Origin of the sequence: Candidatus Jidaibacter acanthamoeba (assembly GCF_000815465.1) — a bacterium.
GTDB lineage: Bacteria > Pseudomonadota > Alphaproteobacteria > Rickettsiales > Midichloriaceae > Jidaibacter > Jidaibacter acanthamoebae.
On record NZ_JSWE01000124.1, the window covers coordinates 1 to 14,722 of the forward strand.

Sequence of the window (14,722 nt, forward strand, 5' to 3'; positions counted from 1 at the left end):
GTGACGTCATTTGAAATCTACAGACTTGTACTTTTTCATATAGCTAATTATTAAGTTGCTTGCCTTACCTTATATTGTTATGAAGGATTTTGCCAAGTTTAAATTTTTTATAAATGGGATAAACTAAGATAAATCTCTTCAATAAGCTGCAAGGTATCTTGAAGTGTATTTAATTTAATAGGGTTAAACTTTTCTAAGGTGTTATTAACTATATGATAAATATCTAAAAATTTTATCTTGCCTTGCAGAAAAGCCTTAACCGCTACTTCATTAGCAACATTTAAGGCAATAATTTCGGATTGGCTTTTGCTTGCGGTATCGATTGCAAGTTTAAGCAAAGGAAACCTAATATAATCCGGTGCTTCAAAATGTAGTTTACTTAGCTCACTTAAGTTTAAAGCTTTATGTTTAATATTTAAACGATCGGGGTAAAATAATGCATAAGAAATGGGAACGCACATATTGGGGTGACTAAGTTGGGCTATAGTTGAGCCGTCATCGTAATTTACCAACCCGTGAATTATCGATTCAGGATGGATTATTACCTCTACCTTAGACGGAAGAAGATTGAAAAGCTTACAAGCTTCAATAAGTTCTAAGCCCTTATTCATAAGAGTTGCGGAATCTACTGAAATTTTGCCGCCCATCTTCCAATTCGGATGATTTACTGCCTCTTCAGGGGTAACATTCTCCATTTCTTTTAAGGTTTTATTTCTAAAGGGGCCGCCTGAAGCAGTTAAAGTTATGCTAGCTACTTTATCTTTCTGGGATAAATCAAGTGATTGGAAAATTGCGCTATGCTCGGAATCAACCGGTATTATCCGGGTTTTATATTTATAAGCTGAGGAAAGCATTATTTCTGAAGCGCAAATTATACTTTCTTTATTTGCTAAGCCGATCACTTTAGAACTTTTAATTGCAGCAACAGTAGGTTCTAGTGCATTAACCCCCATTATCCCGGCAATAGTAACATCGTATGGTTTTCCGGCAATCTCAATGAGAGCATCACTTCCTGCATGGATATTAATCTTTTTGCCCGATAAGCTTGATTTTAATTCATTATAAAAACTTTCATTTTCAATAATTATATCCTCTACATCAAATTCCACTGCCTGCTCGGCAAGCAGTTTCCAATTAGATCTTGCAGATAAAGTTTTTACCTTAAACTTGTCAGGATGCTCTCTTATGATTTTTAAAGTTTGGGTGCCGATAGAGCCGGTTGAGCCTTGAATTTGTACTGTTCTTATATCCATTATAGGTTGCCGTTAATTAAATAATATCCTGCAATAAAAACCGAAGCGGTTACTACGCTATCTATTCTGTCTAAAACCCCGCCATGCCCGGGTATAAGTGCGCCGCTATCCTTAACTTTAAAAATTCTTTTAAAACCGGATTCAGCTAAATCACCTATTTGGGCTACTATAGAAAGAAAAAAACACATTGGAAGCCAAGATGGTATATTTAATCCTGAAAATTTAATATATGCTCCACCGATTATGCATGAAAAAATAATTGCTCCTAAAGCGCCTGACCAGGTTTTAGAAGGGCTGACTAGGGGCATTAATTTTGCTCCCCCGAATGCTATACCGAACACATATGCTCCTATGTCCGATGCCCAAACAGTAAGCAACAGCCATAATATAATATTTAAACCGTTGTCAAGTTGCCTTAAATAAATTAGAGAAAGGCAGGGAAGGGCTATATAAAAAATACCAAGTAGGTACCATAACTTTTTATATTGTCTAAGCGGATTTGAATTTACGATATGCACCCATTCCATACTCATCAAAAGTGCAAGCAAGGTAATTAGAGAATTAAATAAGTAACCCCCTTTATATACTAGATAAAGTATAACCGGAGCAAGTATTACCGCAGATATGGTTCTGGGTAATAAATTTTGCTTTATATAGCGTTCTTTTATATTATTATCTTCCATATCTTCTGGTTCTCTTATTATAATCATTAATCGCTTCACTCAGTTCTTTTTCACCAAAATCCGGCCATAATTTATCAGTAAAATAAAGTTCCGAATAAGATAGCTGCCATAGTAAAAAGTTGCTGATTCTATATTCTCCTCCCGTTCTAATTAAAAGATCGGGGTCGGGTATATTATTCGTATAAAGAAACTGATCAAATTCTTCTTTTGCTATTTCTTTTATATTCTTGTTTTCTTGTTGTATATAGTGAGCAAAGTTTAGTGCAGCCTGCCTAATTTCATCCCTGCCTCCGTAACTTAAAGCAATGATTAAGGTGAAAGTGTTGTTCATTGATTCCTTCTCAGCCTTATCGATTAACTCTTGGATTTTCGTTGAAAGATTGGTACGCTCACCGATAAATTTCACTTTAATTCCTTCCTTGATAAACTTTGAAATATTATTAATTAAATAATCTTTCAGTAAATTCATCAAATATTTAACTTCTTCCTCAGGCCTTTGCCAATTTTCAGAAGAAAATGCATATAATGTAAGATATTCCACTCCCATTTTTCGGCAAGCTTTAATTATTTTTTCAGCTGCTTCCGCGCCTTTCTTATGCCCTAAATTTTTAGGCAGTAATTTAGCTTTTGCCCATTTGCCGTTACCATCCATAATAATTGCTATATGCTTAGGTGGTGTTAAATGCATTTAATTTCCTTATCTTAGAAGTAGCTGGAAGTTATAAATTATTTATAATAAATTCTCAAGTTTTTTAGAACTCTTAAGATACTTCTAAATAATCTAAAAGCACTTTTTTAGTGCTTGTTTTTTCAAATGCTACTTGAGCGTTATCATCGGCAATAGAAAGAATAATTCCATAGCCGAATTTTTTATGAAAAACTCTTTGCCCACGTCTAAGCCTATCAGCATTAGAAGCGCTTGAAGATAAGAAAGAGGGAAGGGAACAATCAAAGGCTTCTTCTTTCTTAAATTGCGGTTTTAAACTTCCGAAGCTATTGATTATTTCAAAATGCTCTTTGGGTAATTCATCAATAAACCTTGAAGGTTGGTTATATTGATAATTACCGTAAATTCTACGGTTGTTGGCAAAGGAAATGTAGAGCTTTTCTTTAGATCTGGTAATCCCGACATATGCAAGTCTTCTTTCTTCTTCTAAACCAAGCTGGCCGCTCTCTTCAATTGATCTGCTGCTCGGAAAAATCCCTTCTTCCCAGCCAGGTAGGAAAACCGCCTTAAATTCCAATCCTTTAGCTCCGTGCATAGTCATGATATTGACAACGTTTTCATTAACAATACTATCTAAATCACTTACTAAACTGACATGCTCCAGAAACTCGCTTAAAGAGCCGTATTCTTCTAAACTTCGAATTAACTCCCTAACGTTATCCAGTCTTTCTCTCGCTTCTTCGGTTGCTTCCGTTTTCCACATATCTATATAGCCAGACTCATTGAGCATTAAATCAACTGTTTCGGTATGAGATAAAGTTTTTAATGTTTCCGTCCATCGACCAAATTGTTGCATAAGTTCGGCTAAGGATTGCCCGGCCTTACCTTTTAATTGTCCGGCATTTAAAAGCATTTTTACTGCAGCAAAGAGAGATATGTTTTTTTCTCTTGCCGAAATATGTATGTTTTGCAGTGATGCCGCACCGATTCCGCGCTTAGGCGTATTGATAATTCTCTCGAAAGCAAGGCTATCATTAGGGTTTACTAATGCTCTGATATAAGCAATCGTATCCTTGATTTCAGCACGTTCGTAGAATTTCATTCCGCCTATAATTCTATAAGGTATTCTTTGGTAATTTAGACTTTCCTCAAAGCTTCTGGTTTGGTAACCGGCTCTAAGTAAAATCGCTATATCGGAATAGGGTAAGGAATGGAATCTTTTTAATGAATCGATTTCATCTGCTATATATCTGGCTTCTTCCTTATCGTCATAGAATGAATTCAACCTAATTTTTTCACCGTGTTGCTGATCGGTCCATAGGATCTTTCCATGCCTTTCCTGGTTAAAGGAAATCAACTTGGTTGCTGCACCGAGTATATGATTGGTCGATCTATAATTTTGTTGCAGCCTTATAACTTTAGCACCGAGAAAGTCCTTATCGAATTTAAGTATATTAGTGATTTCTGCTCCCCGCCAACCGTAAATTGATTGATCATCATCTCCGACGCAGCAAATATTATTGTGTTGCTGAGCAAGTAACCTAAGCCATAAATATTGTGAGACGTTAGTATCCTGATACTCATCAACTAATATATATTTAAACTTCCTTTGATATTCCGATAAGACGTCAAGATTATTATTAAAAAGTTCTATATTATATAGCAGAAGGTCACCGAAATCCACCGCATTTAAGTTTTTAAGACGATTTTGATATTCCGCATATAGTTCGCTTAAACTTTTGCTGCCGAAAAAATATGAATCATTATAAGGGACTTTGTTATGAGTAATTGCTTTATCTTTAAGCCTGCCAATTTGGTATAAAAATAATTTCGGGGAATGCTTTTCAGTATCAATGTTAAAATCGTTAAAAATCTGTTTTATAAGACGCAGCTGGTCATCAGTATCGATAATAGTAAAGTCTTGATTTAAACCGACTTCCTTAGCATGCCTTCTTAAAACTTTTGCGGCAATTGCATGAAAAGTGCCGAGCCATAAACCTTCAACTGCAATACCATTTAAGGTCTCAACTCGGTGCTTCATCTCTTTTGCAGCCTTATTAGTAAAAGTTACGGCTAAGATTTGACTTGGGAAAGCATTTCTAAGGTTTAAAATATGAGAAATACGAGTGGTAAGCACCTTAGTTTTACCCGTTCCGGCTCCGGCAAGAACTAAAAGGGGCCCTTCTATAGTGGTTACTGCCTCGAATTGATCTTTATTAAGATTATCGAGATGTTGCATTTTAGTTTCCTGGGATATCATTTTATTTGGCTTGCAATTTTTTTGATTATTTCGGTTGCTTGCTGTTTGGATTCCGGATTATTTAAAGCTAATTCTATATTTGCTTCAAAGAAACCCATCGGTACTCCGCAATCTAACCTCTTACCTTGTAGTTTATACCCCCAAAACTCTTGATTATGAAGCATTAATTTCATTGCATCGGTAAGTTGTATTTCACCACCACTGCCTTTTGGGGTTTTTTCCAGATAATCAAAGATAGTTGAATCCAATATATATCTGCCGATTATTGAAATATTCGAGGGGGCATTTTCAGGTTTAGGTTTTTCTACCATATCCTCAATTTTTAATACTCTCTCGGAAGAATTATTTCTTGTTTTTATAATTCCGTATTTATGTGTTTCATTGAGCGGGATTTCAGATACGGCAACAAGATTGGATTGAGTTTGGTTATATTGCTCAACCATCTCAGCTAACAAACCTTTCGAGTTAGGGGTGATAAATAATTCATCGGCAAGTAGAACAGCAAACGGTTCATCCTGAATTAAGTTGCGTGCGCACCAAACGGCATGGCCTAATCCTAACGGCTGCTGCTGTCTAATAAAAATAATATTTCCGGGTGCTGGCAACCAATCTCTGGTTAAACATAGTGCTTCTGCCTTCTCTTTTTCTGATAATGCTTGTTCAAGTTCAAAAACATTATCAAAATGATTATTGATTGCGCTCTTATTACGTCCCGTGATAAAGATAAATTCTTCAATTCCCGCATTAACCGCTTCTTCGAATGCATGTTGAATTAAAGGTTTGCTGGCAACGGGTAGCATTTCTTTGGGTAAAGATTTTGTTGCGGGCAAAAACCTTGTACCAAGTCCTCCGACCGGAAATACTGCTTTTCTGACTTTTTTCACTTTAATTTATACCTCTTGCGCAAAATAAAAAAATGGTGCCCGAAAGAAGACTTGAACTTCCACAGCTATAAAGCTACTAGTACCTGAAACTAGCGCGTCTACCGATTCCGCCATCCGGGCTTTTTTAATTTAGGAATCTATGGTGAAATTAGATTGTTGTCAAATAGCAAAACTTAGTAAGTAAAATTACTTTATACAAATTTTACGGGTGTAGCTTTTGGTAGTACCATACACCATCATTCTTCTTTAGGGTATTTATCTTCTAAAGAGTTTGAAAACCTTCGTCATAATAAATATACATAGGCATCGCATGTTTACCCCACAGGGGAACTTCAGGACTTATAGGGCAAAATTATAATTTATAAAATGACCTTATCTTTACTTACCTAGTCCTTTGGGCGGTCTGGCTAATGGCATTGGATATATTTGGAGTTGATAGGGTTTGAGAATTACCCTGATTTGGTTGTGATACGCCGGATTGGCTTAGTTGTTCCCCTAGTTTTCTTATATCGTTTTGGTTAGTGGCACCCTGCTGTTGACCTTGACCTTGACCTTGACTTTGACCTTGACTTTGGTTTTGGCTTTGGTTTTGACTTTGGTTCTGACTTTGGTTCTGACTTTGGTTCTGACTTTGGTTTTGACTTTGGTTTTGACTTTGGTTTTGACTTTGGTTCTGGCTTTGATTTTGACTTTGGTTTTGACTTTGATTTTGACTTTGATTTTGACTTTGGTTTTGACTTTGGTTCTGGCTTTGATTTTGACTTTGGTTTTGTGTCCTATCTAGGTTTTGTGTCCTATCTAGGTTTTGTGTCCTATCTAGGTTTTGTGTCCTATCTAGGTTTTGATTTAGATTTTTATCAATTTCTTTACTTACATTATTAAATAAATATTTAGCAATATTTTGACTAATGTTAATTACTTGCTTTATTGCTTCTCTACCAGTTGTTTTATCTCCTAACTTGTTTGTAGCAATATCTGTAGCAGCTTGACCAGATTTACCTAATATCAAATCAGATATATTTTTAATGAATTTTTGAGTAATACTTTGATCATTGTTTTTTTGAGCAGCTTGCTGTGTTTCTAATGAGTTAGCCTTATTAGCTTTATTAAGTTCCGGCTTCTTTTTATTTTCCGAAAGATTAGGATTTGTTACTTGAATACTATTTTCCTTAGCTACTTGAGGAGTATTTTGTTTTATTCCTTCTTCAGGTTTCTGATCATTTTTTATAGCATCTGAAGCTATATCTTTTTTACTACCCGTTACTTTATTAGCAATCATTTTTACCGCAGCTACGGCCAATCCACCGATAACAGTGGTTAATATAGCTATAATTAAGGGCTCTAATCCTGTCATATCAATCTTATCATAATATTACTTATTATATTAAGATTACATTAAAGATAGTTAATGAATAGTTAATGACCCTAAAAGATTATATTTTCTTAATTAAGAGAGCATATTTATATAAGCTCTCTTAATTTGATAAACTTACATATGTATCGGTTTAAAGTAGGTAGCGAGTGCAGCTTCTTTAACCGCTTCGCTTAAGCCCGGGTGGCCATGGCTGGTTCTTGCTATATCTTCGGAAGCAGCTTTATATTCCATTCCGACTACCAACTCCTGAATCAATTCGCCGGCACTAACTCCGATAATATGAGCGCCTAAAATCCTATCGGTTTTTTTATCAGCAATCAGTTTTACAAAACCGTCGGTCTCACCGTTAGCTCTTGCACGGCTATTAGCAAGGAAGGGGAATTTGCCAACTTTATATTCAATTCCTTCACTTTTAATTTGATCTTCGGTTTTACCTACCGAAGCAACTTCAGGATAAGTGTATACTACACCAGGAATTGCATCATAATTTACATGCCCGTGTTGCCCGGCAATAATTTCAGCAACTGCAACACCTTCTTCTTCAGCTTTGTGAGCGAGCATTGCTCCTCTTACTGCATCCCCGATTGCATAAATATTTTTTATACTTGTTTCAAAATGGTCGTTAATAGGAATTCTTCCTCTTTCATCAAGCTTAATGCCGATATTCTCTAAGCCTAAATTAGCAGTGAAAGGCTTGCGCCCAACTGATACTAACACTATATCAGCTTCAAGGTTTTCTTTCTTTCCATCAGTAACCGATTCAAGCTCTAATTTAACGGAGTTGCCATCATTTTTAGCGGAAAGAACTTTGGTGGAAAGTTTAAATTTGATACCTTGTTTATCAAGAATCTTTTGGAATTCCTTAGAAACATCGCCATCCATTCCCGGTAAGACTCTGGGAGCAAATTCAACTACGGTTACTTCAGCACCGAGTCTTGACCAAACCGAGCCCATTTCAAGCCCAATATAGCCCGCTCCGATTACAACCAGTTTCTTAGGAACTTCAGTAAGTTCAAGAACACCGGTTGAAGATACTATTTTCTTTTCATCTATTTCAATCCCCGGGAGTTGCACAACATCTGAGCCGGTCGCTAAAATAATATTACCGGCTTTAATTTTTTCAATTCCGCCGTCATTTAAGGCTATTTCAACCTCATTGCCGCCAAGTAATTTACCATAACCTTTTAAGTAAGTTATTTTATTTTTTGCAAATAATCCTTCAATACCTTTAGTTAGGCCGGAAACTACATTACGTTTTCTTTCCATCATTTTATCTAATGAAAGGCTAACATCTTTGACGTTAATGCCGTGCTCTTCAGCTCCATGCTTGAATTCATGATATTTATGTGATGAATGCAGCAACGCTTTAGAAGGTATGCATCCGACATTTAAACAAGTGCCGCCTAAAGAACCTCTTTTTTCAATACAAGCAACGGATTTTCCGAGTTGCGCAGCTTTAATCGCAGCAACATACCCGCCCGGGCCACCACCGATAACAACAACATCAAATTCTTTCATAACTCTTCACCTTTTTTTATAACTTTTCTTTTTTTATGCTTGAAACTTTTATAATGACAGTTGCCGCATTCGGCTTCAACCAGGTAACGCTCACTTCTAACGCTTTCAGCGGCATTATTAGTCTTTTTTAACGGTTGAGCGACAGCAAAGCTCTCAATTATAGTCTCATTTACTTGAAAATAAGACCAATGTGATTTGCATTTAGGGCATTTATACATGTTTCTAATTGAAATAAAAGTAATAAATGCAACTAGAGGAGCGATAACAACAGCACCTAAACCCAGCCTTATCAGATAATCCGTAGTATGCGGAAACTCTGCAACTTCAAGAGTTATTGACGGAATAGATAACCCGAATAACACACCGATCATTATAGCTTTTTGCCTTGAAGTAGCTTTTAAGTTACTAGGCTTTATATTGCCATAGTGATTTTGATTTTCCTGCATTTGCATAATTTCCGCACTGATTCAATATTTTATATATCAAATAGTAACTTCTCAGGGTTTTCAACCAGTTCTTTAATTTTAACTAAAAATGTTACTGCTTCTTTACCATCAATAATCCTATGATCATAAGAAAGAGCAACGTACATCATCGGTCTTATTTCCACATTACCGTTCACTGCAACCGGTCTTTGTACAATATTATGCATACCTAAAATACCAGATTGAGGAGGATTTATGATCGGAGTAGAAAGGAGCGAGCCATAAGTTCCACCGTTGGTAATACTGAATGTTCCACCCATCATATCCTGCATGGAAAGCTTACCGTCTCTTGCTTTTTTGCCTAAAGATGCAATGCCTTTCTCAACGCCTGCAAATGATAGCTTGTCAGCATCCCTTAATACCGGAACAACTAATCCCTGTTCAGTTCCGACTGCTACACCGATATCATAGTAGTTTTTATATATAATATCATCACCTTCAATTGACCCGTTTACTGCGGGTATTTCTTTTAACACAGCAACACAAGCTTTAACGAAAAAAGACATAAACCCAAGTTTAATACCATGTTTTTCCTGGAATTTTTCTTGGTAAAGTTTACGAATCCTAAATGCTTCGCTCATATCAACTTCGTTAAAAGTTGTGAGAATAGCAGCAGTGTTTTGCGATTCTTTTAATCTTTGGGCAATGGTTTTACGAAGTCTGGTCATTTTAACTCTAACTTCTCTGTTCGAGTTATCTCCGCTTCCTGAAGTTATTGCCTCAGCTTGTTGAGGGAATAACACATCTTCTTTAGTTATTCTACCGTCTTTGCCGCTACCGGTGATCTGATTTACGTCTACTCCTTTTTCTGCTGCAAGTTTATTTGCCGCAGGAGATAAGATTTTATCACTAGAATAAGCAGGGCTTAGAGCAATGGATTGAGGAGCACTTTTCGGTGCCTCGGCTTGAGTAGGTTGAGCAGCTGCCTTACTATTACCTTCGGACATAGTACCGAGTAATTGACCTACCTTAACTAAGTCACCTTCTTTACTTTTTATTTCTCCGATTGTGCCGGAAGCAGGGGCATTAACTTCAAGAGTAACCTTATCGGTTTCAATCTCAACCAGTAACTCATCAACATTGATGAATTCACCTTCTTTTTTATGCCATTTAGCAATGGTTGCTTCAGTCACTGATTCACCAAGCGGCGGGACTACAATATTTACAGACATCTTAACTCCAAAATTTAAATTTAATAAGGTTAACCGAATACTTCTTCTAAAAGCTTTTTCAGCTCAATTATGTGTAATTTCAAGTACCCGACCGCCGGTGAAGCTGAACGGGCTCTACCTATATACCGGGCACGTTTACATGAATGGCCGATATCTTTCAACACCTGCTCGATTCTAGGCTCAACAAAGTAAAAAGCTCCCATGTTTTCATGTTCTTCCTGGCACCAGAAAATCTGAGCATTATTGTACTTTTTAATCACCCCCGCAAGCTCTTTACTTGGGAAAGGATAGTATTGCTCAAGCCTGATAATTGCAATATCATTTGCCCCCAGCTCTTCTCTTTTTTCGGTTAAGTCATAATAAACTTTTCCGCTGCAGATGATTACTTTTCTAATATCGCTTGGAGAAGTAATTTGATTTACTTCATCAATCACAGGTTTGAATGTAGTTTCCTTATCCATTTCTATAAGGCCGGAAACTGCATATTTATGTCTAAGTAATGATTTCGGTGACATAACAACCAGCGGCTTTCTAAAGTTCCTACATAGCTGTCTTCTTAGAACATGGAAGTATGAAGCCGGGGTTGAGCAGTTAACAACCTGCATATTATCTTTAGCACAAAGTTGCAGGAATCTTTCTATCCTTGCCGAGCTATGCTCAGGGCCTTGCCCCTCGTATCCGTGTGGTAATAACAGCACTAAACCGTTCATTCTAAGCCATTTAGCTTCACCTGAAGAAATATATTGATCAATGATAACTTGCGCACCGTTTGCAAAGTCACCGAACTGTCCTTCCCAAATTGTTAAGGTATTAGGTTCGGTAAAGCTATAACCATACTCAAAGCCCATAACTGCAAATTCTGATAAATTACTATTATGAATTTCTAGAGAGGTTTTTTGATCAGAGCTTAAGTTATTTAATGGTGTATATTGAGATTCATTTTCCTGATCAAATAAAACAGCATGCCTGTGTGAGAATGTTCCCCGCTTAACATCCTGTCCGGTCATTCTTACATTGTATCCGTCATTAATTAAGCTTGCAAAAGCTAAGGCTTCAGCGGTTGCCCAATCTATACCTTTACTGGTTTCTATACTTTGTTTTTTGGCTTGTAACTGTCGCTCAATTTTAGGGTTGATATTAAAGTTAGTCGGATAGCTACATAAGGCTGTTCCTAATTTTTGCAGTGTAGAAATTTCTACTCCCGTAACTTCCGGTGCTCGGTTTTTATCAGCCGGCTTAAAGCCTCCCCAGTTACCCTGCAACCAATCCGCCATAGTCGGGTGATAACTTTGTGATTTTTCATATTCTTCATCAAGGAAAGACTTAAAGTTTTTCTTATAAGTTTTATATTCTTCACTGCTAACTAAGCCTTGAGCGCCTAATTTTTCAGCATAGATTGCATCTGGGGTTTTATGATTTGCTATATTTTTATACATAATAGGTTGTGTAAAGAAAGGCTCATCACCCTCATTATGACCGTATTTTCTATAGCAAACAATATCAATAACTATATCTTTTTTAAACTTAGCTCTATATTCAGCCGCAATCTTTGTTGCAAATATTATACCTTCCGCGTCATCTCCATTTACGTGGAAAATCGGGCAGGCTATACTTTTTGCTACATCGGAGCAATATCTCGAAGATCTGGCATCACTCGGGTTTGTAGTAAACCCGATTTGGTTGTTGATAATAATATGTATGGTTCCGCCTGTATGGTAACCTTTTAATTGGCTTAAATATAATGTTTCAGGAACCGAGCCTTGGCCTGCAAAGGCTGCATCTCCGTGAATTAAAAGCCCTAATACCTCTTTTCTTTCGATATCGTTTCTTCTATCTTGCTTAGCTCTTACTTTTCCTAGCACTATAGAATTTACTACTTCCAAGTGCGAAGGATTCGGAGTTAAAGATAAGTGTACTTTTTGCCCGTCGATTTCAACGTCGCTGGAAGTTCCTAAGTGATATTTCACATCCCCCGGAATATCCATATCAGCCGGAAAAGCAAGCTCACCTTTAAACTCTGAAAGCATAGCATGATAAGGTTTACCCATTACCTTAGTTAGTGTATTAAGCCTTCCTCTGTGCGCCATTCCGATTATAACTTCTCTAACTCCGAAGTTTACGGAATATTTTATTGCAAATTCCATTGAAGCAATTGCTCCTTCACCACCTTCAATAGAGAATCTTTTTGCTCCAGGAAACTTAGTATGAAGATAATTTTCAAATACTTCAGCTTCAGTTAAATCAAATAACGCCTTCTTTTTTTCTTCATTGCTGAGGCTATAATCATTTCCGGCGCTTTCAATTTTATTTTGTATCCAATTTTTTTCTTCTAAGTTCTCTATATACATATATTCTATACCGAGGCGTGAGCAATATTTAGAGGAAAGGAATGACATAATATCCCTTAAGGTAGCTTTTTCAGCTCCAAGTATATTTCCTATATATATTTCCTTATCTAAATCTTCTTCGGTAAGTCCGTAAGTTTTGTAGTCAAGCTCGGCATTATACTCCGGCTCTTTAATCGAGAGCGGATCGTAATTTACATATAAATGTCCTAAACTTCTATAAGCTTCAACAAGTTTTACAGCAGCAATAGATTTTTGAATATCTTGGATACCTGAGGTAGCTGCTTCTTTTTTAGCAGGTTGTTCTTTTTTGTCTTGATATCCGATTATAGTATTTTTTCTCGGCTGCCAAGGAGCAGCTGCAAAGGCTTTTTTTATTAATTCGGGAGAATCACTTAAATTTTTAAAATATTCCTGCCAACTTCCATCAACGGATAAGGGATCTTCTATATATTGGTTATAAAGTTCTTCAATAAAAGGTGCATTCGCCCCATAAAGAGGGGTGGTTAATTTTAACTCAGACATATGGTAAAAATATTTTATTTAATATGAATGTATTTTTTAATGATTACATCTAATATGTAAAGCCTTTTTAGCTTATATATGATAAAAAAATTTTCGTGTAATAATCTAATATGGTAGTGAGCCGCATTAAAAACTACAAAATTATTTCTTTAAAAGGTATATAGGAAGCCCGCTTAAAAAGACTGAAATTGATATGATTATCATTTCAGCACTACAGGCAAATAATGCCCAACCGCAGAACAATAGAGCAGCAATAGCTATTATATATGATATTAAGCTAGCCTTATCTCTAGCTAATATTTTTAGTAAACTTAAAATGCATATTGCATAGATAATTAAAAACACAGTGACTGAGTTATCAATTATCTTAGTAAACTGATCAACTAAATTATCGTTTAAGGTAAATAGTATTAACGGCACCATGCCAAGCGAAGCAGCTAAAATACTAAAATATGGAGATCCATTGCTATTTTGTTTAGCAAAAACTTTCGGGAAGAGGCCATCTTGTGCTGCCCCTAAGGCTATCTGACCACTGACTAGAATCCATGCATTAAGCGTGCCAAAGCAAACAACTGCAGCTGCTAGAGAAATAAAATAGTGCAGATTACCTCCAAATGCAAACTTAGCAGCATCAGTAAAAGGAGCTTTAGAGATTTTCAATTGCTCCATCGGAACCACACCCATTATAGCCAGACTGCATAGTAGATTGATTATAGCAACTGTAATAGTTCCAAAAATAATAGCGCGAGGAATAGTTCTTTTCGGGTTATCTACTGAGTCGGCCGGGGTGGTTGCGCACTCAACTCCGATGAACCCCCAGAAAGTTATAAGAGCGGCGGCATTTAATGCACTTAAATTTGATGTACCGGATGTATTAAGAGGTATAAAATTCTCAATTTGAAAGTGTGGGATACAAGCAATGGGCAGCACTATTAAAGGTACTACTTTTAATACTGTAAATACTATTTCTATGTATCCGGAAGCCTTTACGCCTTTTAAATTAATCCAAGTGAAAAACCAAAGAAGTAGTAGCTCTAAAATAAGACCGGTTTTAATGTCAAACCCTCCGAACAATGAGCCAAAATACCCAATTGATGCAATAATGACTGCAGTAGTACTAGACCATGAAATAACCCAATATCCCCAAGCAACAAAGAAAGCTGCATTTTTACCAAATGCTTCTTGAACAAAAACATGAGGGCCGCCGTTTTTCGGAAATCGTTTGGAGAGTTCTGCAAATGCAAGAGCGAGTAAAATAGCGCCACAACCGGTAAAAACCCAACTAAAGGCAGCAATACCACCGAAATGCGCTAGGCTTGCAGGTAGCATAAAAATACCTGAGCCGACTTGACTGCTGATTACAATTGAAACAAGTGACCAGAACCCGATTTTGCGGGCGACAGAACTAGACATGAATAATCCCGGTAAACAAATTTAATATATAATGAAATAGGCTGATAATAATGAGAAAGAATAATAACACGCTGCAACTCAGCGTTTTCGAATAAGAAATTTACAGCTATGAGAAATGATTATACTAAGTATATTCATATAT

11 protein-coding genes and 1 tRNA gene are annotated in these 14,722 nt (G+C 36.5%); all 12 read right to left on the reverse strand.

Annotated elements, in window-relative coordinates:
- Nucleotides 1-107 precede the first annotated feature (107 nt).
- Entirely contained in the window at nt 108-1,253 is a 1,146-nt protein-coding gene (gene dxr, locus NF27_RS05570) for a 1-deoxy-D-xylulose-5-phosphate reductoisomerase (protein ID WP_053332617.1), read from the reverse strand.
- Nucleotides 1,253-1,963 (reverse strand): phosphatidate cytidylyltransferase, encoded by a 711-nt coding sequence (locus NF27_RS05575; RefSeq protein ID WP_053332618.1) that lies wholly within the window; start codon nt 1,961-1,963, stop codon nt 1,253-1,255. The genes dxr and NF27_RS05575 overlap by 1 nt, the downstream gene beginning before the upstream one ends.
- Nucleotides 1,926-2,624, reverse strand: coding sequence for an isoprenyl transferase (locus tag NF27_RS05580; RefSeq protein ID WP_039456846.1), 699 nt, complete (start codon nt 2,622-2,624; stop codon nt 1,926-1,928). The genes NF27_RS05575 and NF27_RS05580 overlap by 38 nt, the downstream gene beginning before the upstream one ends.
- A gap of 73 nt (nt 2,625-2,697) precedes the next feature.
- Complete coding sequence (locus NF27_RS05585) at nt 2,698-4,842, reverse strand: ATP-dependent helicase (protein ID WP_204367868.1); 2,145 nt, start codon at nt 4,840-4,842, stop codon at nt 2,698-2,700.
- Nucleotides 4,843-4,859: 17 nt separating this feature from the next.
- A complete protein-coding gene (gene galU / locus NF27_RS05590; protein ID WP_039456853.1) occupies nt 4,860-5,747 on the reverse strand; it encodes a UTP--glucose-1-phosphate uridylyltransferase GalU in 888 nt (295 codons plus the stop codon).
- A gap of 33 nt (nt 5,748-5,780) precedes the next feature.
- Nucleotides 5,781-5,867 (reverse strand) — tRNA-Leu (locus tag NF27_RS05595).
- Between the two features lie 262 nt (nt 5,868-6,129).
- Nucleotides 6,130-7,101, reverse strand: a complete 972-nt coding sequence (locus NF27_RS12465) for a hypothetical protein (RefSeq protein WP_068982012.1) — start codon at nt 7,099-7,101, stop codon at nt 6,130-6,132.
- 135 nt (nt 7,102-7,236) lie between these two features.
- Complete coding sequence (gene lpdA, locus NF27_RS05605; protein WP_039456856.1) at nt 7,237-8,640, reverse strand: dihydrolipoyl dehydrogenase; 1,404 nt, start codon at nt 8,638-8,640, stop codon at nt 7,237-7,239.
- Complete coding sequence (locus tag NF27_RS05610; RefSeq protein ID WP_152606852.1) at nt 8,637-9,086, reverse strand: hypothetical protein; 450 nt, start codon at nt 9,084-9,086, stop codon at nt 8,637-8,639. Before NF27_RS05610 ends, lpdA begins: the two co-directional genes overlap by 4 nt.
- Nucleotides 9,087-9,115: 29 nt before the next feature.
- A complete protein-coding gene (gene odhB, locus NF27_RS05615; RefSeq protein ID WP_039456862.1) occupies nt 9,116-10,297 on the reverse strand; it encodes a 2-oxoglutarate dehydrogenase complex dihydrolipoyllysine-residue succinyltransferase in 1,182 nt (393 codons plus the stop codon).
- 29 nt (nt 10,298-10,326) lie between these two features.
- On the reverse strand, nt 10,327-13,167 hold the full coding sequence (locus tag NF27_RS05620) for a 2-oxoglutarate dehydrogenase E1 component (RefSeq protein WP_039456866.1): 2,841 nt from the start codon (nt 13,165-13,167) through the stop codon (nt 10,327-10,329).
- Nucleotides 13,168-13,308: 141 nt separating this feature from the next.
- Nucleotides 13,309-14,580: an APC family permease gene (locus NF27_RS05625; protein WP_039456869.1), complete on the reverse strand. Its 1,272-nt coding sequence runs from the start codon at nt 14,578-14,580 to the stop codon at nt 13,309-13,311.
- Nucleotides 14,581-14,722: the final 142 nt, after the last annotated feature.

Bases quoted from the DNA above. Each gene is read 5' to 3' on its own strand.
- NF27_RS12465 (WP_068982012.1), bottom strand. From the start codon at position 7,101: ATGACAGGATTAGAGCCCTTAATTATAGCTATATTAACCACTGTTATC.
- NF27_RS05610 (WP_152606852.1), bottom strand. From the start codon at position 9,086: ATGCAGGAAAATCAAAATCACTATGGCAATATAAAGCCTAGTAACTTA.
- NF27_RS05580 (WP_039456846.1), bottom strand. From the start codon at position 2,624: ATGCATTTAACACCACCTAAGCATATAGCAATTATTATGGATGGTAAC.
- NF27_RS05585 (WP_204367868.1), bottom strand. From the start codon at position 4,842: ATGCAACATCTCGATAATCTTAATAAAGATCAATTCGAGGCAGTAACC.
- NF27_RS05575 (WP_053332618.1), bottom strand. From the start codon at position 1,963: ATGATTATAATAAGAGAACCAGAAGATATGGAAGATAATAATATAAAA.
- NF27_RS05620 (WP_039456866.1), bottom strand. From the start codon at position 13,167: ATGTCTGAGTTAAAATTAACCACCCCTCTTTATGGGGCGAATGCACCT.
- lpdA (WP_039456856.1), bottom strand. From the start codon at position 8,640: ATGAAAGAATTTGATGTTGTTGTTATCGGTGGTGGCCCGGGCGGGTAT.
- NF27_RS05625 (WP_039456869.1), bottom strand. From the start codon at position 14,580: ATGTCTAGTTCTGTCGCCCGCAAAATCGGGTTCTGGTCACTTGTTTCA.
- dxr (WP_053332617.1), bottom strand. From the start codon at position 1,253: ATGGATATAAGAACAGTACAAATTCAAGGCTCAACCGGCTCTATCGGC.
- odhB (WP_039456862.1), bottom strand. From the start codon at position 10,297: ATGTCTGTAAATATTGTAGTCCCGCCGCTTGGTGAATCAGTGACTGAA.